General features: G+C 67.1%; 20 protein-coding genes. 10 read left to right on the forward strand and 10 right to left on the reverse strand.

Features of this window, described 5'->3' with window-relative positions; all coding sequences use genetic code 11:
• Positions 1-111: 111 nt before the first annotated feature.
• Both BcFMB_RS07110 and BcFMB_RS07115 read left to right on the forward strand, forming a co-directional pair.
• Positions 112-309: a hypothetical protein gene (locus tag BcFMB_RS07110; protein WP_099721399.1), complete on the forward strand. Its 198-nt coding sequence runs from the start codon at positions 112-114 to the stop codon at positions 307-309.
• A 122-nt stretch (positions 310-431) separates the two neighbouring features.
• Positions 432-632: an addiction module antidote protein gene (locus tag BcFMB_RS07115; protein ID WP_099721400.1), complete on the forward strand. Its 201-nt coding sequence runs from the start codon at positions 432-434 to the stop codon at positions 630-632.
• Positions 633-651: 19 nt separating this feature from the next.
• Here the strand turns inward: BcFMB_RS07115 and BcFMB_RS07120 are convergent, their stop codons facing one another.
• Positions 652-1,551, reverse strand: a complete 900-nt coding sequence (locus tag BcFMB_RS07120; RefSeq protein WP_099721401.1) for an ADP-ribosylglycohydrolase family protein — start codon at positions 1,549-1,551, stop codon at positions 652-654.
• 834 nt (positions 1,552-2,385) lie between these two features.
• Between BcFMB_RS07120 and BcFMB_RS07130 the strand changes: the two genes are divergently transcribed.
• Positions 2,386-2,817, forward strand: coding sequence for a hypothetical protein (locus BcFMB_RS07130; protein ID WP_099721402.1), 432 nt, complete (start codon positions 2,386-2,388; stop codon positions 2,815-2,817).
• A 133-nt stretch (positions 2,818-2,950) separates the two neighbouring features.
• Here the strand turns inward: BcFMB_RS07130 and BcFMB_RS07135 are convergent, their stop codons facing one another.
• A complete protein-coding gene (locus tag BcFMB_RS07135; RefSeq protein WP_099721403.1) occupies positions 2,951-3,295 on the reverse strand; it encodes a winged helix-turn-helix transcriptional regulator in 345 nt (114 codons plus the stop codon).
• A 165-nt stretch (positions 3,296-3,460) separates the two neighbouring features.
• On the opposite strand from BcFMB_RS07135, the gene BcFMB_RS07140 reads away from it, so the two are divergent.
• A complete protein-coding gene (locus BcFMB_RS07140) occupies positions 3,461-3,658 on the forward strand; it encodes a type II toxin-antitoxin system HicA family toxin (protein WP_099721404.1) in 198 nt (65 codons plus the stop codon).
• Positions 3,655-4,068 carry a type II toxin-antitoxin system HicB family antitoxin gene (locus BcFMB_RS07145; RefSeq protein WP_099721405.1) on the forward strand — a complete coding sequence of 138 codons (414 nt, stop codon included), beginning with the start codon at positions 3,655-3,657 and terminating at the stop codon, positions 4,066-4,068. The genes BcFMB_RS07140 and BcFMB_RS07145 overlap by 4 nt, the downstream gene beginning before the upstream one ends.
• A gap of 197 nt (positions 4,069-4,265) precedes the next feature.
• On the opposite strand, the gene BcFMB_RS07150 is transcribed toward BcFMB_RS07145, so the two are convergent.
• The 5 genes from BcFMB_RS07150 to BcFMB_RS07170 all read right to left on the reverse strand — a co-directional run bounded on the left by BcFMB_RS07150 (position 4,266) and on the right by BcFMB_RS07170 (position 10,286).
• Positions 4,266-5,195, reverse strand: coding sequence for a LysR family transcriptional regulator (locus BcFMB_RS07150; protein WP_099721406.1), 930 nt, complete (start codon positions 5,193-5,195; stop codon positions 4,266-4,268).
• A gap of 77 nt (positions 5,196-5,272) precedes the next feature.
• Positions 5,273-5,905 (reverse strand): HAD family hydrolase, encoded by a 633-nt coding sequence (locus BcFMB_RS07155; RefSeq protein ID WP_099721407.1) that lies wholly within the window; start codon positions 5,903-5,905, stop codon positions 5,273-5,275.
• A gap of 186 nt (positions 5,906-6,091) precedes the next feature.
• Positions 6,092-7,864, reverse strand: a complete 1,773-nt coding sequence (locus BcFMB_RS07160) for an FAD-dependent oxidoreductase (protein WP_099721408.1) — start codon at positions 7,862-7,864, stop codon at positions 6,092-6,094.
• Positions 7,864-8,427, reverse strand: a complete 564-nt coding sequence (locus tag BcFMB_RS07165) for a redoxin domain-containing protein (protein WP_024541336.1) — start codon at positions 8,425-8,427, stop codon at positions 7,864-7,866. Before BcFMB_RS07165 ends, BcFMB_RS07160 begins: the two co-directional genes overlap by 1 nt.
• A gap of 80 nt (positions 8,428-8,507) precedes the next feature.
• Positions 8,508-10,286, reverse strand: a complete 1,779-nt coding sequence (locus BcFMB_RS07170) for a bifunctional ADP-dependent NAD(P)H-hydrate dehydratase/NAD(P)H-hydrate epimerase (RefSeq protein ID WP_099721755.1) — start codon at positions 10,284-10,286, stop codon at positions 8,508-8,510.
• A 337-nt stretch (positions 10,287-10,623) separates the two neighbouring features.
• Here BcFMB_RS07170 and bsh point away from each other — a divergent pair, with 337 nt between their 5' ends.
• From bsh to BcFMB_RS07185, 3 genes are all read left to right on the forward strand, one after another.
• Positions 10,624-11,568, forward strand: coding sequence for a choloylglycine hydrolase (gene bsh / locus BcFMB_RS07175; protein ID WP_024541334.1), 945 nt, complete (start codon positions 10,624-10,626; stop codon positions 11,566-11,568).
• A 124-nt stretch (positions 11,569-11,692) separates the two neighbouring features.
• Complete coding sequence (locus BcFMB_RS07180) at positions 11,693-12,511, forward strand: carboxymuconolactone decarboxylase family protein (protein WP_024541333.1); 819 nt, start codon at positions 11,693-11,695, stop codon at positions 12,509-12,511.
• A gap of 85 nt (positions 12,512-12,596) precedes the next feature.
• Positions 12,597-13,655 (forward strand): cation diffusion facilitator family transporter, encoded by a 1,059-nt coding sequence (locus BcFMB_RS07185; RefSeq protein ID WP_024541332.1) that lies wholly within the window; start codon positions 12,597-12,599, stop codon positions 13,653-13,655.
• A gap of 89 nt (positions 13,656-13,744) precedes the next feature.
• Here BcFMB_RS07185 and BcFMB_RS07190 read toward each other — a convergent pair whose 3' ends face one another.
• The 3 genes from BcFMB_RS07190 to BcFMB_RS07200 form a co-directional block, all read right to left on the reverse strand.
• The gene (locus BcFMB_RS07190; RefSeq protein ID WP_099721409.1) at positions 13,745-15,346 is read right to left on the reverse strand and encodes an ABC-F family ATP-binding cassette domain-containing protein; all 1,602 of its coding nucleotides are present in this window, start codon (positions 15,344-15,346) and stop codon (positions 13,745-13,747) included.
• 190 nt (positions 15,347-15,536) lie between these two features.
• Entirely contained in the window at positions 15,537-15,998 is a 462-nt protein-coding gene (locus BcFMB_RS07195) for a uracil-DNA glycosylase family protein (RefSeq protein WP_232513919.1), read from the reverse strand.
• A gap of 92 nt (positions 15,999-16,090) precedes the next feature.
• Positions 16,091-17,089 carry a hypothetical protein gene (locus BcFMB_RS07200; RefSeq protein ID WP_099721411.1) on the reverse strand — a complete coding sequence of 333 codons (999 nt, stop codon included), beginning with the start codon at positions 17,087-17,089 and terminating at the stop codon, positions 16,091-16,093.
• Positions 17,090-17,460: 371 nt separating this feature from the next.
• On the opposite strand from BcFMB_RS07200, the gene uvrA reads away from it, so the two are divergent.
• Positions 17,461-20,412, forward strand: a complete 2,952-nt coding sequence (gene uvrA / locus BcFMB_RS07205; protein WP_099721756.1) for an excinuclease ABC subunit UvrA — start codon at positions 17,461-17,463, stop codon at positions 20,410-20,412.
• A 74-nt stretch (positions 20,413-20,486) separates the two neighbouring features.
• A complete protein-coding gene (uvrC, locus tag BcFMB_RS07210) occupies positions 20,487-22,823 on the forward strand; it encodes an excinuclease ABC subunit UvrC (RefSeq protein ID WP_099721412.1) in 2,337 nt (778 codons plus the stop codon).
• The last annotated feature ends 75 nt before the right edge of the window (positions 22,824-22,898 follow it).

Raw genomic sequence — 22,898 nt, forward strand, 5'->3', positions numbered from 1 at the left:
GCATACGCTGGGCATCAAGACAGCAGACGTCCGCCACAGCATGGCGGACGTCACGGCGACAGTCACAACGACAGAGACAGCACAGTCACGGAGCCAAGCAAAGGAGACGACATGCGCAACCGTATGAAGGAACTCACCGACGAGGAAATCAAGGAACAGCAGGCATACGTGCAAGAGGCCACGAAACACGGCACCGTGAACAAAAGCGCCACCGCCCGGGCCGGCGCCGCTCTGGGGTGCGCCTGCCACGGCGGCCCCCACCTGCTCTGGGTTGACAACGACAGGAAGCCGCAGCCCAAGCAGGACTAACCGCCTAAACGACCACGGCGCCCCGCTGCGCCCTGATCGGCGACGTGGCAACCCCAACCCGTCGCAACAGGACGGCATGAGGTAGCATCCGCATCGATATACGAAGCACGCAGGAGCATGAGATGGCACTGAAAACCACCAGATGGGATGTCGCGGAACATCTTGCAGATGAAGAAGACATCGTCGAATATCTCAACGCTGTCATCGAACTGGGCGATCCCGCGCTGCTTCAGGCAGCAATCGGCGACGTAGCCAAGGCGCAAGGCATGACGAAAATCGCCAAGGACGCGGGACTCGGCAGGGAATGCCGGCAAAAAGCGTGAGCGTGCGGCGTCGCTCATGCTACGCCGCCAACGGACGATGCTCGAAGAACAACGGCGGCACGTCGCGCTCGCGGTAGAAGTCATCCCAGCGTTCGAGCACGTCGCGCAGTGGTCCGGGCAGGTAGGAGAGCGCCTGCTCGGCGATGTCGTCGGGGATGCCGTAGGCGGCCTGCGCGATGCTTCCGGCCATCGCGGCCTGCGTGTCGCTGTCGCCGCCCAGGGAGACGGCGTTGCGGATCGCGTCCTCGAAGCCGTCGGAGTCGAGGAAGCAGCAGATCGCCTCGGGCACCGAACCCTGACAGGTCACGTCGAAGCGGTACGCGGGGCGGATTCGATCGATCGACAGGCTCATGTTGTAGCCGTACTCGTAGTTGATGTAGTCGCGGATGCGCTGCCTGCATTCGGCCGGGTCGTCGGTGATGCTTTGTTCGAACTCGCCGTGGCAGCCGCCGAACCAGTAGCGGGCGAGGAAGACCGCGTCGGCGACGGCCATGCCGCCCCTGACGCCTTCGGGATGGTCGTGCGTCACGGCGATCGACCGTTCGGCCAGCTGACGGCCGATGATCGGCATGAAGCCGGTGCGCGCCGTGAATCCGCAGTCCATCATCCAGCCGCAAGGGGAGACGCGCATCGCCGCGCCGTTGCCGAAGCTGCCGATCGGCTCGCGGCTGTCCGAGGCGAGCCAGCGGCGGAAGCGGCCGCCGTAGCCGGCATGCGGGTACATGCGGCCGTACTTTTTCATCGCGTCGATGAAATCGTCGGCGCCGCCGCCGTTCATGACGCCCTCGGCCACGGCGCAGGTCATCACCGTGTCGTCGGTGAAGCGGCATCCGTCGGAGAACAGCGGGAAATCCTTCGTTTTGATCGGATGTCCCTCGTACTTCGAGCCGACGATGTCGCCGATGATCGCTCCGAACATGATGCCCTCCTTGGATCCTCCATCGATCGGGCGTCCCCGCCCGACGCTGCTTCAGTAGTGTAGCCGCATCACAAGGCCGGCACGGACGAATGCGCGACACACGTCATCAATGCGCGCGGCGAGGTCATAGCCGTGCGTGCCTGCGTCTGCGCACAAGATCGTCCGGGACGGAGAACCGGCACGCTGCGAACTCCCGAACAGCACGGACGCCATGCCGACGAGCGACGATGCCATCGTCGGTGTCCGGCATCGGAAAGCAAGAAGGAGAAGGCATACGCGGGCAACACAGCACCAGACCACTGCGCTCGCAGGCGTATGTGAGCCGGCTCGTACGGCGCCGCATCTTCCCCTAGGATGTGCAACCACACATTGAAAGGCGACGACGCAGCCGGAACTATGCGCGCGTCAACATCAAGGATCGCATACGCTCGCACCAATTGCCGAGGATCGGGGGCGGCTCGCCGAGGTCGGTGTCGGTGAGCTTGGCGGGGAGCCTCTGTTCGTCATCCAACGAGCATGCCGGAGCATCCGCGGTGACGGACGAATGCCGCGCCGAATCCATCCACTTGAAAGCCATACAGCCTCGATGTACAGTGAAAAAAGATGCGCGGAGACGGGAAACCACGCACGCGGGCAGGAAGGGGACACTATGACCATGCCATTCGGACTCTATCCGCAGGACCATTGCACGAACGACTACTTCAACCCACCGGATCCGACAGGAACGAACGCCGCTCCCAATCCGGTCACCGAAGAAACGCCCGCCCCCGAACAGGCAGATCAGTATGCCGTCCCGACGCCGTCAAACGAACGCGGTCATACGGATTCGAATATGTGGTTCTCTACAAGGTGGCCGTCGCACTGCTCTCACTCGTCCCCGCAATCGCCGGCGGCGTGCTGACGAACGCGACCGACAATGCCGCCTATCTGTTCGCAGGCATAGCGCTGGGAGCGATCCTCGCGTTCCTGCTGCTCGCCTTCATCAAGAGATTCGAGAACATCGCGGTGATCGCACGGAACTCAGATCGCACCGTCGCCTACCTTCAAGCAATATACGCATGGGAACAGCCGCTCGTCGCCAGGTCGCTGCCTACAGCACAATCCGCGCCGATCGCCTACGCGCAGCCGGCGCCAGCAGCCGGGTTAGCAGTCGCCGAACCAGCAGTGCCGGCACAGTCAGCGCCAACCGCCGAGCCGACACAGCCGACAGCGACATTCATCAGCATGCCGCCGCTGCCGCCCCGTCCCGACGCCGCCAACGACTGATCCGGATACAGGGTACACGGAACAACGAGAGCCCGCCGACGCCATGGACATCCAGTCGAACCAACACTGCAAGGACGAAATTGAGAATTCGCGCACACCACTCCGTGACGGATAGGCCCTGACGTCCTGCGGATCAGTCGTGATGATAGATCAACGCGTCCACGTTGCGGTTCGCGATCTCGACGAGCTGGGAGAGGGGAGCGACGAACTGCCGTCCCAGCGGCGTGAGCTCGTAGTACACCTGCGGCGGCTTCGCATGCTGCACGACGCGCCGGCGTACGACGCCGCAGCGTTCCAGATACTTGAGCGTCTGCGACGCCATGCGTTCGCTGATGCCGCCGATCGTGCGCACCAGTTCGCTGAAGCGCAGCGAATGGTCCGCCAGCGCCAGGATGATGAGCAGCCCCCATTTGCCGCTGATGACCGACAGGTTGAAGCGGGTTGGGCAGTCCTTGGAGAAGATGTCGATGTCCTGCATAAGCCCATTATACCACATGAATATATAGGTACTTACGGTTAGTAAGCATCACTTCTCAAACCACTGAGACAAGCGCCAACATGACCACAACATCACAAGCATCTAGAAGAGGGGCTTCCCCATAGACGTATTGCATCTTATGCGCATAATGCGTATACTTATGATATGAGATTCAGAGAGGTGGAGCGCATCCTTCTTCAGGATGGCTGGCAGATCAAAGCACAGGTCGGCAGCCACCGGCAATACGTCCACCCTCACAAGCAGGGCAAGGTGACCGTGCCGAATCACCGAGGCGATTTGCCTCCGGCCGTCGTGAAGGCGATATGGAAGCAGGCGGGCATACAGAGAAGGAGCACGAAATGAAGCTGACGTACCCGGTCATTCTCGAACCCTATGAGGAAGACGGAGGCGGCTATGTCGCGACCGTTCCTGACATGCCCGGTCTGGTCACCTATGGTTCTAGCCTGAGCGAGACGATGGAGATGGTGCAGGATGCCGCATGCGGATGGGTCCTCACCGAACTGGAGGACGGAAGACCGGCTCCGCGGGCCACGGCGCTGATGGACGTCGACACGGAAGATGTGAACGCGCAGAAGGCCCTGATTCTTCTGGACATGGATGCCTATGCGGAGAAATACGGCCGCCGCGCCGTACGCAAAAACGTAACCATCCCCGCATGGCTGGATACGTGGGCTTCTCGGCAGAATCTGAACTACTCGCATACATTGCGGGACGCTTTGGAATCCGAATATCGGCAGCAGACGATGGCCTGATCCGAATCACGGGACGTATCTGCGATTTTGGGGTGGGGCGGCCGGGTATAACCTCCGGCGTGTCGGGCCGCAGGTCGATGACACGCCGGGAGATACCGCACCTGTCCCACCCCAAAATCGCAGATACGCCCGTATGGAGGCCGGATGACGCCTTGACGGCGTCCCGCGGGATCAAGTCCGCGCCCGCGGGGATGCGCTCACTGCTCGATGACGTCGTAGCCGTGCTCGGCGAGCACGTCCTTGAGCTTGTCGAGGTACACCTGCGCCGGCTTCGTCAGCTTCGCGCGCTCGTGCGAGATCCAGCCGACGAGCATCGTCTCGTCGGTGTCGAGCGGCACCGTCACGATCTTCTCGTTGTTGAGGTCGCCGTTGTCGATGCCGGTGCACACCGTATACCCGTTGAGGCCGATGATGAAGTTGAGGATCGTCGCACGGTCGGTCACGTTGATCTGCTTGGGGGAGTAGTCCGGCCACACCGCCTCCTCGGCGAAGTAGAAGCTGCCCTCCTCGCCCTGCTCGTACTGGATGAACGGGAAGGGCTTCAGGTCCTCCATCGTGACCTTCTTCTTCATCGCGAGCGGGTTCGTGCGCGCGATGAACACATGCAGCGGTGCGCGGAACAGAGGATGAAACTCGAGGTGCTTCTCGCGCAGCAGCTTGCCGATGACCTGCTTGTTGAAGTCGGACAGGTACAGGATGCCGATGTCCGAGCGCATGTTCGCGACCTGGTTGATGATGTCGCGCGTCTGCGTCTCTCGGATCGTGAACTCGTACTCGTCCGAACGGATCGACTCGATCATCTCGACGAAGGCCTCGACGGCGAACATGTAGTGCTGCGTCGAGACCGAGCACAGCTGCTTGCGCGGCTTCGCGTTCTTGTAGCGTTCCTCCATCAGCGAGACCTGGTCGAGCACCTGGCGCGCATAGGTGAGGAACTCGGCGCCGTCGACGGTCAGCGCGATGCCCTGCGACGAGCGTGTGAAGATCTCGATGCCGAGCTCGTTCTCGAGTTCCTTGACCGACGAGCTCAGCGCCGGCTGCGAGATGTACAGCATGTGCGACGCCTCGTTCATCGAGCCGCATTCGACGATCTTGACGATGTACTTGAGCTGGAGCAATGTGGCCATGCGACGCCCGTCCTTTCCTGTTCCGCGTCCCGATGATATGCCCGAGTGGTATGTCCGAGTGACCGCCGTCCGATACGTCAGATGGCCGCGCCGAGCGTACGCAGCGCGTCGCGCGCGCCGTCCGCGTCGGTGAAGCGGACGCCGCGCCAGCCGAGCGCCTCGGCGCCGGCGACGTTCTTCGCCGTGTCGTCGACGAACGCCGTCGTCGCGGGGTCGAGCGAGAACCGTTCCTCAGCGAGACGGTAGATCGGCGCCTCGGGCTTGTGCAGCCTCTCGACGCCGGAGACGACGGTGCCCTCGAGCAGCTCCTCGAGCTGCGGGAAGCGTTCGAAGGCGAAATGGAAGGTCTCCTCGGCCCAGTTCGTCAGTCCCCACACGTGCACGCCCGCGGCCTTCAGGTCGCGCAGCAGCCCTTCCATGCCCAGGACCATCGCCGGCAGCGCGTCGCCGTAGTGCTCGATGTAGTAGCGGTAGATGCCGGCGATGTCCTTGCCGTGCTCCCTCTCGACGATCGGCAGCACGTCGTCGAGGCGCATGCCGCCATCCATCAGGTCCTCGTAGTGGAAGAACCCGCAGGGGTCGTCGTCGGCGCAGATGCGTTCGACGAGCGCGGCGTCCACATGCCCGTCGAGCGCGCAGTGGCACTGCCAGTCGACGAGCACGCCGCAGAAATCGAAGACGACATCGGTGATCGGACGGGCATCGGCCATCGGGAACCTCGCTTGGCTGGATTGGGTGAAGATGAAAAACGACATCGCCAGTGTACTGCACGGGCGTCGATTTGCGCCGCCGTACGGTACATATCGCGGACATGGCGCATATGGCGGATGCCGTGCGGATATGCGAGGAGGATTCCCGAAGACGGGAATCCTCCTCATGCACGGAATGTACGGCCGTCAGACGTGTTCGATGAGGTCGAGCATCTGCGCGACGCCCTTCCTGCCAAAGTCGGTGCGCCGCGCGCCGCCGCGCGTGACGACGATGCACGGCACGCTCATGACGCCGTAGCGTTCCCTGAGCTCGGGGTAGTGCGCGATGTCGTACGCCTCGGCGCGCACGTTCGGGTTGAGCGACGCGATGCGTTGGGCGGCGCGCACCGTCTCCGGGCACATCGTGCATGTCAGCGAGACGAACAGCATCACGTCGACCGGTTCGTGGATCGCCTCGATGCGCGCGCGTTCGTCGTCGGGCAGCGGCTGTCCGGGGCCGGCCGCGTTGTACAGCGCGAGCACGAAGGAGTTGAACTCGTGGCCGCCGGGCACGCCATGGAACGCGATGCCGGTGGGCACGAGGTCTCCGGCGTCGTTGCGCACGAGCAGGCTGACGACCGGAGCGGCGAAGGGCAGCGGCAGCGACGCGTTGAAGACGCCGCGGCCATGCTCGTCGACGCGTTCGACCCGGTCGGCCATCATCGCGAGCTTGCCGCCGCCGAGACGCACGAGCTCGTCGACGAAGGCCCTGAGTTCGACTCTCAGCGGCGTGTCGTCGAGCTGCAGCTGCAACGTGACCGGCTTCTCCATGCGCGCGAAGACCATCGCGAGCTGCGTGCGCACGTCGTCGTCGAAGAACGAGCCGACCTGCGGCGCGGGCGTGTCGTCGGCGTCGCTGGACACGGGCGCGACCGTCGTTTCCGGCGGGGTCTTCGCACGCTCCTCGCGTTCCCTGCGCTCGTAGACGGAGACGGACGGGCGTTCGGGGACGACGCCGGTGCGTCTGGACATGTCGGCCGCGTACTGTTCGGCGTGCACGGCGGCGATCGCGCCGTCGGCCGTGGCGGTGACGACCTGCCGCAGGTCCTTGGCGCGCAGGTCGCCGGCGGCGTAGACGCCGGGCACCGACGTCTCGAGCGTCGTCGGGTCGCAGATCACGTAGCCGTCGTCGTCGAGGCGCACGAAGCCGTCGACGATCGAGGTCTGCGGCACGTAGCCGGCGAAGACGAAGACGCCGAACGTGCCGTCGTCCTGCGGCTGCCAGCGGCGCCGTTCGCCGGTGTGCGCGTCGCGCAACGTCGCTTCGACGAGGCCGCGTTCGCCGGCTTCGACGCCTTCGAGCTCGGTGTGGTAGAGGACGTCGACCTTCGGGTCGCGCTTCGCGCGGTCGGCGACCTGCGCGTCGCAGGTGAAGTCGTCCTCGCGCACGAGCACGGTGACCTTGCGCGCGTAGCGCGTCAGGAACACCGATTCCTCGGCCGCCGCGAAGCCGCCGCCGACGACGAGGACGTCCCGGCCGGCGAAGAACTCGCCGTCGCAGGTCGCGCAGGTGGCGACGCCGCGGCCCATGTATTCGCGTTCGCCGGCGAATCCGACGCGGCGCGGCGCGGCGCCCATCGCGAGCACGACGGCGAAGGCGCGCACGTCGCCGCGCGTCGTGTGCACGAGTTTGACGCCGTCGTCGAGCACGTCGATGCCGGTCACGTCCGCCGTGCGCAGCTCGGCGCCGAAGTCCTGCGCCTGCCGGCGCATCGCCGACGCGAGCGCATGCCCGTCGGTCGTCGGGACGCCGGGGTAGTTGACGACCTCGTCGGTGATCGTGATCTGGCCGCCGAAGTCGTCCTTTTCGACGACGAGCGTACGGTAGCGTGCGCGTGCGAGGTACATCGCCGCCGTGAGTCCCGCGGGGCCGCCGCCGATGACGACGGCGTCGTAGAAGTCCTGTCCGGGCGTGCTCATCACAGCTCTCCGACGAGGTCGAGGCTCGGCTTGATCGTCTTGTCGCCGGGCTCCCATTTGGCCGGGCACACCTGGTCGGTGTGCTCGTAGACGAACTGAGAGGCCTTGACGCGGCGCAGGATCTCGGCGGCGTCGCGGCCGACGTTCGACGAGGTGACCTCGTAGGCGACGACGCGGCCTTCGGGGTCGATGATGAAGTCGCCGCGTTCGGCCAGGCCGGTGTGCTCGTCGTAGGTATCGAGGTCGCGCGCGAGCGCGCCGGTGGGATCGGCGAGCATCGGGAAGGCGATCTTGCCGATCTTCTCGTTCGCGTCGTGCCATGCCTTGTGCGTCCATTGGGTGTCGCAGGAGACCGAGTAGATCTCGCAGCCGGCCTGCTTGAACGCGTCGTAGTGGTCGGCGAGGTCCTCGAGTTCGGTCGGGCAGACGAAGGAGAAGTCGGCCGGGTAGAAGAAGAGCACCGACCAGTGGCCGAGCAGGTCTGCCTTGCGTACCGTCCGGATGGCGTCGTTCTGATAGGCCTGGAGGGTGAAGTCGATGACGTCGTGCTGCAGCAGTGTCATGATGGTTCCTTTCTGTATCTGTGCGGCGGGCGCTTCCGGGCGTCCGTCATGGGTGGTGCGGTTCTGTGCGCGTGCGCGCGTCACTCGTAGTGCGCGGTCGCGTTGAGCATGTCGAAGGCGTCGGGCAGCGCGTCGACGACGTCCATCGCGACGATCGGGTGGCCGACCGCCTCGGCGGCCTCATGCGTGTCCTCGTCGCCGTCAGTGAACAACGCCGGCTCGTTCCAGGCGTGCTGGTCGCTGTGCGAGGCGAGCGCGGCGGCGAGCCCGTGCACGTAGGCGGCGCCGGCGACAACCTCGGCGGCGAGCGAGGGGTCTGCGACGACCTCGTCGGCCTGTTGGGCGAGCATCGCCCCGACGATGCCGGCGAGCACGTCCCCGGCGCCGGCCGTGGCGAGGAACGCCGGCGCGCGTCCGCAGACGAGCGTGCGCGTCGAGCCGGCGTCGTCGGCGCCGACGATGACGGTCATCGCGCCTTTGAGCAGCACGGTCGCGCCGGTCAGTTCGCAGGCGCGGCGTGCGGCGGTCAGGGGACGTGCGGCCACGTCAGCGGCGTCGGTCGGCTCGCCGAGGCGGGTGAGCAGCGACGCCATCTCGCCGGCGTGGGGCGTGACGACGACGTGGGCGGGCACGTGTGCGGGCAGCAGGTCGAGGGCGCCGGCGTCGACGACGACCGGCGGCATCGCGAGCGCGGCGCGCCGCGCCTCCTCGTCGCCGTCGAGCGAGTAGTGGGCGAGCAGGGCCTTGGCACGGGTGCGCTGCAGGTCGCGTCCGTCGTCGTGCTCGCCGTCGGGGATGCCGCAGCCGACGACCCAGGACTGCACGTGGCCTTTGCCGACAACCGCTTCGGGCAGTGCGCGCAGCACGAGGTCCTGCGCGCGTTCGGGACCGAGGTAGCGCACCATGCCGATGTTCGAGCGCGCGGCGGCGCATGTGGACATGACGGCGGCGCCGGGGTAGGCGTCGGAGCCGGTGATCAGGCCGGTCACGCCGCGTCCGTATTTGGCGTCCTCGAGGCGGGGGATGCGGATCGCGGACTGGGCGAAGGCGCGGTCGACGATCTCGACGTCCGGGTCGACGTCGTCGACGTCGAAGCCGAAGTCGACGAGCGTGATCCGTCCGCATACGTAGCAGGCGGGAGGCAGCATCGCGCACGGCTTGAGCGCGCCGAACATCATCGTCGCGTCGGCGGGGATGTATGCGCCGGGCAGCGTGCCGTCGTCGACGCCGATGCCGGAGGGCGTGTCGATGGCGAGCACGAAGGGGAATTCGATGTCGAGCTCGTCGTCGGGCAGGGCGACGCGTTCGGGTACGCCGTGCGTGCCGACGGCTTCGGCGATGGCGGCGGGGATGCCGTGCAACGCGCCGTTGACGCCGATGCCGGTCATCGCGTCGACGATGATGTGCGCGCGCGAGACGAAGCGCACGGCCTGTTCAAGGCGGGCGCCGGCCTCGCCGGAGGAGAATCCGACGGGGGCGCCGGGGATGTGCGCGTTCGGGTCGAGCGTGAAGACGTGGCCGCCGGCCTTGCGGAACGCGGCGTACGCCTCGTCGTGCAGCGAACGGCCCACGGCGATCGCCGTCACGTTGAGGCCTTCGCCGGCGAGCATTGCGCCGCAGTACAGGCCGTCGCCGCCGTTGTCGCCGGCGCCGGCGAGCACGCATACGCGCAGGGACTCCGCATCCCAGTCCTGTTCGTCGACGACGTCGAGGATGTGCCGGGCGGCGGCGGCCGCGGCCATGCGCATGAGCGGCGCGCCGTCGTCGAGCAGCGGGCGTTCGAGCGCGCGCACCGTCGCCACGTCGTAGGCGGACGAGCACAGCATGTCGGTGCGCGCCCCCTCCTCGTTCTCCTCCATGGTCTGCGTCCTCGCCGCACCGGAGCCGTTTGTGCGCTGATCGTTCATCGTCGGTCCTTTCCCCGCCTTCCCGCGACGTGCGAGCGCATGGCCGGGAAGGGACAACACATACACCATCTACTCTAGTGCCGCGCGCCGTGTGCGCCGCCGGCCGAACGGCGGGGAGCACGTCGAGGCGTGTCATGCCGCCGCTTCATCTGACAACGATAACGTGCATGTCCGCGCGCCTCCGCCCCCTATAATGGCGGCAGCGACGTACGTCATGCCCTCCGGCGCGGCGTGCGCGATCGGACGCGGGACGCGTGCGCGGGCCCGTGAACAGGAAAGGAACATCATCATGTGCAGTGCAGTGCGTTTCGTCGACGCCGAAGGCAACCTCTACTTCGGCCGCAATCTCGACTGGGAGTGCGGATACGGCGAGAAGATCGTGTACACGCCGGCTGACTACAACTACCAGCCGGCGTTCAACGCCAAGGACCGTAACCACGCCGTCATCGGCGTCGGCATCGTCGTCGACGACACGCCGCTCTACTTCGACTGCGCGAACGACGCCGGCCTGGCCGTCGCCGGCCTCAACTTCCCCGGCTACGCGCAGTACGCCGAAGACAGCGTCAACTTCACGACGAACGTGGCCGCCTACGAGTTCCCGCTGTGGGTGGCGCGCAGCTTCACGAGCGTCGACGACGTCGCCGAGGCGCTCAAGAACGTGACGATCGTCGGCAAGCCGATCAACGACCGGTACCCGGTGTCGATGCTGCACTGGATCGTCGCCGACGCGACGCGCAGCATCGTCGTCGAATACACGGCGAGCGGCATGCACGTCTACGACGACGACGTCGACGTCATGACGAACCAGCCGGAATTCCCGGTGCACCGCCAGAACCTCATCAACTACATCAACTGCACGCCAATGATGGTCAAGCCCGTCAGGTGGGGCGGCGCCGAACTCAAGCCGTGGGGCGCCGGGCTGAGCGCCCACGGCCTGCCGGGCGACCCGAACTCGATGTCCCGCTTCGTGCGCATCGCCTATGCGAACGCGCACTATCCGGACAAGCAGGGCGAGAAGGACAACGTCACCCGCCTGTTCAAGACGCTGTCGAGCGCCGCGATGGTCGAAGGCATGAGCGCGATGGCCGACGGCCAGTACGAGAAGACGATGTTCACGAGCGGCTACTCGGCGAGGACGAAGACCTACTACATGGCCACCTACGACGATCCGACGATCGTGGCGACGCCGGTGAGCGACTTCGACGCGACGAGCAACAAGCTGCAGACGAAGTGACCCATGCGAGGCCGCCATGGACCGGTGCCATGGCGGCCTCGTCCGACGAACATCGCCGGCAACCCCGTCGGCGCCGCACGTCCGTGGGCGCGGCGGGGCCACACGACCGGGCAGGAGGCATGCAGTGTTCGAGGAGCTGCACAAGAAGATGAACCATTTCTGGAACGACGACCGCACCCTGGCCCAGACCGACCCGGAGTACATCGAGCTGTTCTCCCGATTCGCCTACGACGAGGTCGTGCACGAACCCGAGGCGAACGACCCGAAGCTGGGGGAGGCCGACCGGTGCCTCGCGATCATCGCCTCGATCATCGGCGCGCAGGGCATGGACGCGTTCGAGATGATGCTGCCGATCGCCTACCAGGCGGGCGTCACGTCGGTCCAGCTCAAGGAGGTCGTCTACCAGGCCACGCCCTACGCCGGATTCGCCCACGCATTGCCCTATCTGAAGAAGCTCAACGACTTCCTCAACGCCGAAAACGTCGCGATGCCGCTGCCCGGCCAGGCCACCGTCGCCGACGACGAACGCATGGCACGCGGCGAACAGGTCGAGATACGCCTGTTCGGCGACGTGATGAAGGACTTCCACCGCAAGGGTCCCGAGGACACGCGGCACATCAACGCCTGGCTCACCGATGCCTGCTTCGGCGACTACTACACGCGCGGCGGCCTGACGCTCGCCCAGCGCGAGATGGTCACGTTCTGCCTGCTCGTCGCCCAAGGCGGCTGCGAGGCGCAGGTGCGCGCGCACATCCAGGCCAACCTGCGTCTGGGCAACGGCGAGCACTTCCTCATCGCCGTCGTCTCGCAATGCCTGCCGTACATCGGATACCCGCGCGCGCTCAATGCGATCGCCTGCATCCGCGCGGCCATCGGAGAACGGGGCGAGGACGACGGGATGCCGGCGGCGCACGAGCCGGACACGGACCGCGGCGACGCATGACGGACCGCGCCGTGCGCCCGCGCGGCGAAACGACTACAACGGTCGTAGCGCCAACAACGACCGCAACGAGGAAAGAAACGAGGACATGACGGCAGACAGCGCGAAGGACACCACACGGGGCGCGGCACCGCATGGCGGCGTCGGCGTGCAGCAAGAACGCAAGCATGAGGGGGCGGCCGTCAAGGCCGCCCTCGCGGCGAACATCGGCGTCGCCGTCGCCAAGCTCGGCGCGTTCCTGTTCACGCGATCGTCGTCGATGCTCTCGGAATCGGTGCATTCGATCGCCGACTGCTCGAACGAGATCGTGCTGATGGCCGGCGACCGCGTCGCCAGAAGACGGCGCAAGAACGCGCAGCACCCCTTCGGCTGGTACCGCGTCAAATACCTCGCGTCCTTCGTCGTCGCGACGCTGCTGTTCTTCGTCGGCGGCTTCTTCTCGACGAGCGAGGCGCTCAAGAAGGTCGGCGACGTGCTCGAGAACCCCGCCATCCGCGACGCCAACCGCGGCGAACTCGTCGTCGCGCTCATCGTCGTCGTCATCTCCGCATGCCTCGAAGGCTACGGCCTGCACCAGTCGATCAAGGAATCGAACGAACGCATGCGGCACACCGGCATGCCGCACATGGGCATCTACAGGTTCTGGCGCGTGACGAAATCCGCCGATCTCGCCTCGGTCATCATGGAGGACACGCTCGCGCTCATCGGCCTGGCCTTCGCGTTCCTCGGCATCGGCCTGGCGATCGCCACCGGTGACGAGCTCTACGACGCGCTCGGCGGCATGTGCGTCGGCGTCGTCCTGATCGTCGGTTCGCTGCTGCTCGCCTACAAGGCGGGTTCGCTGCTCATCGGCGAATCGGTCAGCGCGCTGACGCAGGAGCGCATCATCAAGGCCGTCGAAGGCACCGAAGGCGTCGAGGACCTCATCAACATGCAGTCCGTGCACATGTCCGAGGACAACATCCTGCTATGCCTCAAGGTGCAGACCTCCAAGCTCGACCGCGACTACGACGTGGACACCGTCAACAAGATCGAACGGTCGGTGCGTGAGTCGATGCCGTGGTACAACTGGGAGATCTACGTCGAACCGGACATCATGCGCGCCTCCCAGGCCGGCACGCCCGACGAGCCGGTCGACCTCGACTGAACGCGCATGCATAAAAGAGGGACCGGGGCCCATGGCATGCCATGGGCCCCGGTCCCTCTTTTATGCATGCGGGAAGGACGGTCGCGCCCTCACTCCTCGGCGACGAGCTCGAGATAGGAGTCGTTCCACAGGTCCTCGTCGCCGTCGGGCATCAGCAGCACGCGTTCCGGGCGCAGCGCCTCGATGGCGCCTTCGTCGTGGGTGACGAGCACGATCGCGCCCTCGTACTTCGAGATCGCCTTGAGGATCTCGGCGCGCGAGGCGGGGTCGAGGTTGTTCGTCGGCTCGTCGAGCAGCAGCACGTTCGCGCGCGACGTGACGAGCGTGGCGAGCGCGAGCCTCGTCTTCTCGCCGCCGGAGAGCACGCGCGCCGGCTTGAACGCGTCGTCGCCGGAGAACAGGAACGAGCCGAGGATCGAACGCGCCTGCGTGTCGGTGAGCTCGGGCGCCACATGCTGCAGGTTCTCGAGGACCGTCATGTCCAGTTCGAGCGTGTCGTGCTCCTGCGCGAAATAGCCGATCTTCGCGCCGTGGCCGTATTCGACCGTGCCGGTGTCCGGCTCGTCGATATGGGCGAGCAGCCGCAACGTCGTCGTCTTGCCGGCGCCGTTGTAGCCGAGGATGACGACGCGCGACCCCTTGTCGATCGCGAGGTTGACGCCGGCGAAGACGATGTTGTCGCCGTACGCCTTCGAGATGTCCTTCGCCATGATCGGCGTGCGTCCGCACGGGGCCGGCTCGGGGAAGCGGATGTCGGCGACCTTCTCCTTCTTCTGCTCGCCGCTCGTCTCGCTGAGCAGCTTCTCGGCGCGGCGCATCATGTTCTGCGCGGCCACGGCCTTCGTCGCCTTGGCGTGCAGGCGGATGCCCTGCTGCATGAGCCGCTCCGCCTTCTTCTCGGCGACCTCGCGTTCGCGACGGCGGCGCTCCTCGTCGACGGCGCGCTGGTGCAGGTACGCCTTGTAGCCGAGCGAGTACATGTCGATCTGCGCGGTCTGCGCGTCGAGGTGCCACACCTTGTTGACGACCTCGTCGAGCAGCTCGACCGAGTGGGAGATGACGAGGAAGCCGCCCTCGTACTTCTTGAGGAAGCCGCGCAGCCATTCGATCGAGTCGGCATCCAGGTGGTTCGTCGGCTCATCGAGGATGAGCGTGTCCGCGTCGGAGAACAGGATGCGGGCGAGTTCGATGCGGCGGCGCTGGCCGCCGGAGAGTGTGCCGAGCGGGCGGGCCATGACGTCCTGAGGCAGCCCCAGGCTCGCCGCCATCGCCTGCGCCTCGGACTGCGCGGCGTAGCCGCCGGCCTTCTCGAAGTCCTGCATCGCCTTGTCGTAGCGGTTCATCGCCTTCGTCATCACCTCCGGGTCCGGGTCGGTCATCCCCTTCTCGGCCTTGCGGATGCGCCGGATGATCGTCGCGATGTCGCGCGCGCTCATCATGCGGTCGAGCGCCGACTGCTCCGGGTCGTCGGCGTGCGTGTCCTGCGGCAGGTAGCCGAGCTTGCCGGTGACGCGCACCGTGCCGGCCGTCGGCAGCAGCTCGCCGGTGATCGTGCGCGTCAGCGTCGTCTTGCCGGCGCCGTTGCGTCCCACGAGGCCGATCTTGTCGCCCTTGGCGACGTGGAAGCTCGTCGGATGCAGCAGCGTGCGCGCGCCGATCTGAATCTCCAGTCCCTGTACTTCGATTGCCATGCGTCACCGTCTCCCGACCATAAGGTCCGTGATGTTCGTCCGTTCGTCCAATGGTTGTTGTCGTGAAAACGCCCGTCCCTGTATGAAAGCGGCGTCGGGCGTGCTCGTGCGCAGACCATCATAAACGCGCCCATGAACGTCCGCCGACGGCGTAGATGGCATATGCGGGACGCGCCGTCGCCGTCGGCGGCTAGTCGAAGTCCGCCATGTCCACACGTCCGCGGTAGACCGCGATCAGGTCGTCGAGCGTCTTCGCCGCGTAGGCCGGCGACGTGCTCGGCAGCGGCGTGGCCGGCAGGTCGATGCCGGCGCCGAGCAGCATCGGCCGGCAGTGGCGTTCGTACAGCTGCGCCGCCTTCGCGCCGCACGGATAGATGTGCCGGATCCGCGATCCGCGCACAATCGGCGTCAGGTCGCTCGGCACGACGTCGCGGATCGACGCGTCGGACGCGCCGAGGATCTCGCACGACTCGACGGTGTCCCACAGCGCGAAACGGTGCCGCAGCGCGAACGCGCGGCGCGACTCCACGCTCGTGCCCACCCTGTCCGCCGGATCGGCCGGGTCGGCGAACAGCGCGTCCATGATCGGCCAGAAGCGGTTGCGCGGATGCATGTAGAAGAAGCCGGCCTCGCGCGACTTCGGACTGGCCATCGTGCCGAGGAAGAGGATGCGCGAACGCGCGTCGAACAGCGGCGGGAAGCCGTGCTCGACGCGCGTCCAGCGTCCGTCGTGATCCTTCGCGCTCACCGCGACGCCCCCTCGCGGCGGCCGTCCGTCCCGGCGACGTCGGCATGGAAGTCCTCGACGTGCGGCGCGTCCAGCGAGCGCTTCGCCTCGCGCTGCGCCGGCGTCGGCGTGCGCCGCTGCGGCTCGATCTCGCCGAGCCTGCCGGAGACGCGCTTCCACGGGATGTACATGAACGCGGCCGTCACGGCGGCGAGCGCGATGATGACGACGGCCGTGAACTTCGAGACGTCCATCAGATGGATCGCGATGCCGACGACCGACCACAGCGCGACGAGCCCGAAGACCCAGTCGTCGAAGCGGAAGCGCGCAAGGCATGCGGCGGCGAGCAGCGCGAGCGCGAGCGCGATCGTGGCGACGGACTGGGCCGTGCCGCCCATCGCGCCGTCCTTCGAGACGTAGTAGGTGACGGCGCGCGCAATGTCGACGAGCGTCTCGACGATGAGCCACGAGCCCCACAGCGAGAACGGCGCCCATCCCCACACGCTCGCGTCGTCGCGCCGGGAGAGGAACCACAGCGTCCATACGAGCGCCGTCTGCACGACGATGAGCGTGACCGAGGCCGGGTAGTTCTTGAAAGCCCACGCGAACACCCAGCCGACGCCGACGAGGCAGGCGGCCGTGAACAGCGCGCCGAGCATCGTGAAGCGCATATGGCCGAGCCGCCTGGCGTGCCGGCGTCCGTTGCCGACGCGCACGAGCCATACGGCGAGCAGCAGGTAGACGGGGATCCAGATGAGCTGCACGTAGCGCGGCGCCGAGAACCACGAGTGCACGCGCTGGCGGGCGTCGTCCATGTCCACGTGCACGAGGACGCCGGCCTGCGCGAGCGCCATGACGACGATGAGCGCGGCGAAGGAGACCCAGGCGACGATCATCTCGACGTCGCGTTCGCGTCTGCCGTTCCCGCCGCGGCCGGTCCGCCGCGCCTCGGGCGGCTGCGGGGATGCGGCGTCCGTCCTGCGCGGCGGTGCGCCGTGCGTGTTGTTGTCTGCCATGGTTCTCGCTCCTTCGTCGTGTCCGTTTCCTCCGTTGCGGCCGCGCGCCGGCGTGCATGGGGCGGCGCGCGGCCATGTGTCGGTTTCCAGCGTAGGCGAAACGCGGGCGGCTGCGCGCGGCGCGGCGTCGTTTTTCGTCCCGTGGGCGAACGCGCGGCGGCCGTGCGGCGCCGTCGGCGACACGCCGGCGCGCGGCCATGCGAAGATTTCGAACAGGTGTTCGATTTTTTCGCCGCGATGCGCTATCCTTGTGTTGCCTGCACGCCCGCGGGACGGGTGCGCGGAGGGACCCACACGGGAATCGAAAGGCGGAGAATCCATTGGCAGCAGAACATGAAGCACAGGCGTCGCGCGCGGTCCTCGAACGCGTCATGTCGAGCGACACCTTCCTGAGCCGCGAGCTGGCGAAGGCGCCGTTGCGCGAGGAGCACGGTTCGCTCATCGCGGACATCGGCCATCTGCCCAACGACCTCAAGATCGTCATCCAGGGCGCGCGCGAGCACAATCTCAAGAACGCGAACCTCGAGTTCCCGCGCAACCGCATGGTCGTCTTCACCGGCCTGTCCGGATCGGGCAAGTCGTCGATGGCCTTCGACACGCTGTTCGCCGAGGGACAGCGCCGCTACGTCGAATCGCTGTCCGCCTACGCGCGCCAGTTCCTCGGCCAGATGGACAAGCCCGACGTCGACTTCATCGAGGGTCTGAGCCCGGCCGTCTCGATCGACCAGAAGACAACGAACCGCAACCCGCGTTCGACGGTCGGCACGATCACCGAGATCTACGACTACCTGCGCCTGCTCTTCGCGCGCACCGGCGTGCCGCACTGCCCGGTGTGCGGCGCCGAGGTGAGCGCGCAGACGCCGCAGCAGATGGTCGACAGGCTCCTGGCGAACCCCGAGGGCACGCGCTTCCAGATCCTCGCGCCGGTCGTGCGCGGACGCAAGGGCGAGTTCGAGGACCTGCTCGAGCTGCTGCGAGGCGACGGCTACGCCCGTGCGCTCATCGACGGCGAGATGCGCCAGCTGTCCGACGACATCAGCCTGGCCAAGCAGAAGAAGCACACGATCGAGGTCGTCGTCGACCGCCTCGTCGTGCGCGACGGCATCCGCCAGCGTCTCACCGACTCCGTCGAGACGGCGCTGCGTCTGGCGAAGGGGCTCATGGTCGCCGACTTCGTCGACCGCGACGCCGACGCGCCCGACCGGCGTGTGCCGTTCTCCGAGCACATGGCGTGCCCCAACGGCCATACGCTCGAACTCGACGAGATCGAGCCGCGCACGTTCTCGTTCAACGCGCCCTACGGCGCCTGCCCCGAATGCACCGGCCTGGGCTTCAGCCTCGCGATCGACCCCGAGCTCGTCGTGCCCGACCCGGACAAGACGCTCAACGAGGGCGCGATCGAGCCGTGGATGATGACGAAGTCCACCGGCGACTACTACCGCCATGTGCTCGAAGGCCTCGGCTCCGAACTCGGATTCGACCTGGACACGCCGTGGAAGGACCTGTCCGAGGAGGTCCGCCAGGCGATCATGTACGGCAAGGACTTCAAGGTCACCGTCTCGTACCGCAACCGTTGGGGGCGCATGCGCGAATACTCGACCGGCTTCGAGGGCGTCGTGCGTTCGCTGATGCGCCGCCACGAGGAGACCGACTCCGAGCAGCGCCGCCAGTACTACGAGTCGTACATGCGCGAGGTGCCGTGTGCCGCCTGCCACGGCAAGCGCCTCAAGCCCGAGGTCCTCGCCGTGACCGTCGCCGGCCTGTCGATCGCCGACGTGTGCGACATGCCGGCCGAACGCAGCCTCACATGGATCAACGAGCTCGACCTGACCGGCCCGGCCGCGCGCATCGCCGGCGAGGTCGTCAAGGAGATCCGCGCGCGCCTCGGCTTCCTCAACGACGTCGGCCTCAACTACCTGACGCTTTCGCGCGCCGCGAAGACGCTGTCGGGCGGCGAGGCGCAGCGCATCCGCCTCGCCACGCAGATCGGCTCGGGGCTCGTCGGCGTCATGTACGTGCTCGACGAGCCGTCGATCGGCCTGCACCAGCGCGACAACGCGCGCCTGATCGACACGCTGCACCATCTGCGCGACCTGGGCAACACGCTCATCGTCGTCGAGCACGACGAGGACACGATCCGCTCGGCCGACTGGCTCGTCGACATCGGCCCGGGCGCCGGCGAACACGGCGGCGAGGTCGTCTACTCGGGCCCCGCCGACCATCTCGTCGACGCGAAACGCTCGATCACCGGCGACTACATCGCCGGCCGGCGCAGGATCGAGGTGCCGAAGAGGCGGCGCAAGCCGAAGAAGTCGCGCAGGCTGCGCGTCGTCGGCGCCCGCGAGAACAACCTCAAGGACATCACCGTCGACTTCCCGCTCGGCGTCATGACCTGCGTCACCGGCGTCTCCGGCTCCGGCAAGTCGACGCTCGTCAACCAGATCCTCTACCCGGTGCTCGCCGACCGGCTCAACGGCGCGAGGATCGTGCCCGGCAAGCACACGCGCGTCGAAGGCGTCGACCTGTGCGACAAGGTCATCCACGTCGACCAGAACCCGATCGGACGCACGCCGCGCTCCAACCCGGCCACCTACACCGGCGTGTGGGACAAGATCCGCGCGCTGTTCGCGAAGACGCCTGAGGCGCAGGTGCGCGGCTACGGGCCGGGACGCTTCTCGTTCAACGTCAAGGGCGGCCGCTGCGAGGCCTGCCACGGCGACGGCACGCTCAAGATCGAGATGAACTTCCTGCCGGACGTCTACGTGGACTGCGAGGAATGCCACGGCAAGCGCTACAACCGAGAGACGCTCGAGGTCAAGTACAACGGCAAGTCGGTCGCCGACGTGCTCGACATGCCGATCAGCGAGGCCGCCGAGTTCTTCAGGGCCTACCCGTCGATCTCGCGCTACCTCGACACGCTCGTGCAGGTCGGCCTCGGCTACATCCGCCTCGGCCAGCCCGCCACGACGCTCTCCGGAGGCGAGTCGCAGCGCGTCAAGCTCGCCACCGAGCTGCAGCGCCGGAGCACCGGCAGGACCGTCTACATCCTCGACGAGCCGACGACCGGCCTGCACTTCGAGGACGTCAACAAGCTCCTCGTCGTGCTGCAGGGACTCGTCGACAAGGGCAACACCGTCATCGTCATCGAACACAACCTCGACGTCGTCAAGTCGGCCGACTGGATCATCGACCTCGGCCCCGAAGGCGGCGAGGGCGGCGGCACGATCGTCGCCGAGGGAACGCCGGAGCATGTAGTCGAATGCGACGAATCGTGGACCGGCAAGTTCCTCGAGCCGCTGCTCAGACAATCAAATAGCAAATAAACGGAAGGGCGCCGTCGGCCATCTGCGCCGACGGCGCCATCGGCCGACGCCATCAACGTCATCATGGAGGCGACGTGAGCATATTCGAACGGCATGCGCCGGGCACATGGCACGCGATCGCGCGTGACCTGGCCGCATCCGGCGGCACGGGCGACGCGGGCACGGGCGTCAACGCGAACGGCGCGCCGCTGCTCGGCGACAGCCGCGACCTGTTCCGTCCGAAGACCTCGGACATCCCCGCGCAGCCCGGCGTCTACAAGTGGCGCGACGGCGAGGGGCGCGTCATCTACGTGGGCAAGGCGAAGAACCTGCGCAACCGGCTGACCAACTACTTCCAGCCGCTGCGCCAGCTGCACCCGCGCACGCAGACGATGGTGCTCACCGCCCGTTCGCTCGAATGGACCGTCGTCGGCACCGAGATCGAGGCGCTCACGCTCGAATACACGTGGATCAAGGAGTTTGACCCGCGCTTCAACGTCGTGTTCCGCGACGACAAGACCTACCCGTATCTGGCGATCTCGGCGGGGGAGGAGTATCCGCGCGTCTGGATCACGCGCAGCCGCAAACGCCGCGGCACCCGCTACTTCGGCCCCTATGCGAAGGTGTGGGACCTGCGCAAAAGCCTCGACCGGCTGCTGCGCGCGTTCCCGGTGCGCACCTGCACGCCGTCCGTGTTCCGCAAGGCGCAGCTGACCGGCAGGCCGTGCCTGCTCGCGTCGATCGGCAAATGCTCGGCGCCGTGCGTCGGCAGAATCGCCCCCAAGGAGCACCGGCGCATGTGCGAGCAGCTCGTCGGCGTGCTCACCGGACGCATCGGCCGCTCCTACGTCGCACAGCTCACCGTGCAGATGAAGGAGGCGAGCGCCGAGCTCGACTTTGAACGCGCCGCGCGGCTGCGCGACGACATCCAGATGCTGTCGGGCATCGTCGAGCAGAACTCCGTCGTCCTCGACCAGGACGTGGACGCGGACGTCTTCGGCTTCGCCACCGACGAGCTCGAGGCGTCGGTGCACGCCTTCTTCGTGCGCGCCGGCACGATCCGCGGCGAACGCAACTGGAGCGTCGAACGCGCGGAGGGCATCGAGGACGGCGAGATCATCGCCGACCTGCTCGTGCGCGTCTACGCCGACCTCGTCGGCGACGGACGGCACGAGGGGGAACGCGACCCGAAGGTCGTCGTCAACGAGGAACGCAACGCCGTCGCCGCCTCGCAGCGCTTCCGCGCGACCGACCCGACGGCGCGCGCGCAGGCGACGCGCGAACGCCGTGAACGGCTCGAACAGACCGGGCGCGCCGACCTGCTCGCGCCGATCGCGCCGGTGCCACGGCAGATCCTCGTGCCGATCGAGCCGGCGCGCCGCGAGGAGCTCGAGACGTGGCTGTCGGGACTGCGCGGCGGCACCGTGTCGATCGACGTGCCGCAGCGCGGCGCGAAGCGCCAGCTGCTCGAACGCGCGGACCAGAACGCGCAGCAGGCACTCCAACGCAACAAGATGAGCCGCATCAGCGACATCGGCGCGCGCACCGAGGCGATGAACGAGGTCGCCGAGGTGCTCGGCCTCGACCAGGCGCCGCTGCGCATCGAATGCTACGACATCTCGAACACGGTCGGCGGCGCCTACCAGGTCGCGTCGATGGTCGTGTTCGAGGACGGCGTCGCGAAGAAGTCCGAATACCGGCGCTTCGCGATCCGCGGCGACGACGGCTCCGGCGCGCTCGACGACCTGTCGGCGCTCTACGAGACGCTCACGCGCAGGTTCCGGCACGGCAACATCGCCGGCGACAGCGGCGAAAGCATCGACGACGAGCGGCGCGCGGCCCGCGCGATGCGCGAGGGCCGCCGGGACGAGGCCGGCGCGGAGGGGATCGTGCAGCAGGACTCCGACCGGCGCCGGTTCGCCTACAAGCCGAACCTCGTCGTCGTCGACGGCGGCAAGCCGCAGGTCATGGCCGCCGCGAAGGCCCTCGCCGACTGCGGCGTCGACGACGTGGCCGTATGCGGGCTCGCGAAGCGCCTCGAGGAGGTGTGGGTGCCCGACGACGACTATCCGATCATCCTCAGACGCTCGTCGGAAGGCATGTACCTGCTGCAGCGCGTGCGCGACGAATCGCACCGCTTCGCGATCGACTACCACCGCCGGACGCGCCGCAAGGGCGCGCTGCGTTCGGCGCTCGACGGCATCCCCGGCGTCGGGCCGGCGTTCCAGAAGCGGCTGCTCGCGCATTTCGGCTCGGTGCGCGCGATGCGCGAAGCGAGCGTCGAACAGCTCGAGGAGGTCAGGGGCATCGGATCGGCGAAGGCGCGGCGCATCTGGCAGGCGCTGCACAAGGACGACGCCGCCAAGGACACGCAGACCGCACAGGACGCGCAGGACAACACATCAGGCGCACGGGACGTCGCCGGGGACTAGACGCGCGCACACGCCGCGCGAACGGCGTGCGGTACGCTGATGGGGCGGCTCCGCCGGCCCGCCGCAGCATATCGA

Source organism: Bifidobacterium choerinum (assembly GCF_002761235.1).
GTDB lineage: Bacteria > Actinomycetota > Actinomycetes > Actinomycetales > Bifidobacteriaceae > Bifidobacterium > Bifidobacterium choerinum.

Excerpts from the sequence above, each read along its gene's own strand:
- BcFMB_RS07155 (WP_099721407.1), bottom strand. The coding sequence starts at position 5,905 with ATGGCCGATGCCCGTCCGATCACCGATGTCGTCTTCGATTTCTGCGGC.
- bsh (WP_024541334.1), top strand. The coding sequence starts at position 10,624 with ATGTGCAGTGCAGTGCGTTTCGTCGACGCCGAAGGCAACCTCTACTTC.
- BcFMB_RS07135 (WP_099721403.1), bottom strand. The coding sequence starts at position 3,295 with ATGCAGGACATCGACATCTTCTCCAAGGACTGCCCAACCCGCTTCAAC.
- BcFMB_RS07165 (WP_024541336.1), bottom strand. The coding sequence starts at position 8,427 with ATGACACTGCTGCAGCACGACGTCATCGACTTCACCCTCCAGGCCTAT.
- BcFMB_RS07200 (WP_099721411.1), bottom strand. The coding sequence starts at position 17,089 with ATGGCAGACAACAACACGCACGGCGCACCGCCGCGCAGGACGGACGCC.
- BcFMB_RS07160 (WP_099721408.1), bottom strand. The coding sequence starts at position 7,864 with ATGAGCACGCCCGGACAGGACTTCTACGACGCCGTCGTCATCGGCGGC.
- BcFMB_RS07190 (WP_099721409.1), bottom strand. The coding sequence starts at position 15,346 with ATGGCAATCGAAGTACAGGGACTGGAGATTCAGATCGGCGCGCGCACG.
- BcFMB_RS07150 (WP_099721406.1), bottom strand. The coding sequence starts at position 5,195 with ATGGCCACATTGCTCCAGCTCAAGTACATCGTCAAGATCGTCGAATGC.
- BcFMB_RS07140 (WP_099721404.1), top strand. The coding sequence starts at position 3,461 with ATGAGATTCAGAGAGGTGGAGCGCATCCTTCTTCAGGATGGCTGGCAG.
- BcFMB_RS07110 (WP_099721399.1), top strand. The coding sequence starts at position 112 with ATGCGCAACCGTATGAAGGAACTCACCGACGAGGAAATCAAGGAACAG.
- BcFMB_RS07115 (WP_099721400.1), top strand. The coding sequence starts at position 432 with ATGGCACTGAAAACCACCAGATGGGATGTCGCGGAACATCTTGCAGAT.
- uvrA (WP_099721756.1), top strand. The coding sequence starts at position 17,461 with ATGTCGAGCGACACCTTCCTGAGCCGCGAGCTGGCGAAGGCGCCGTTG.
- BcFMB_RS07195 (WP_232513919.1), bottom strand. The coding sequence starts at position 15,998 with ATGGCCAGTCCGAAGTCGCGCGAGGCCGGCTTCTTCTACATGCATCCG.
- BcFMB_RS07185 (WP_024541332.1), top strand. The coding sequence starts at position 12,597 with ATGACGGCAGACAGCGCGAAGGACACCACACGGGGCGCGGCACCGCAT.
- BcFMB_RS07170 (WP_099721755.1), bottom strand. The coding sequence starts at position 10,286 with ATGGAGGAGAACGAGGAGGGGGCGCGCACCGACATGCTGTGCTCGTCC.
- BcFMB_RS07145 (WP_099721405.1), top strand. The coding sequence starts at position 3,655 with ATGAAGCTGACGTACCCGGTCATTCTCGAACCCTATGAGGAAGACGGA.
- BcFMB_RS07120 (WP_099721401.1), bottom strand. The coding sequence starts at position 1,551 with ATGTTCGGAGCGATCATCGGCGACATCGTCGGCTCGAAGTACGAGGGA.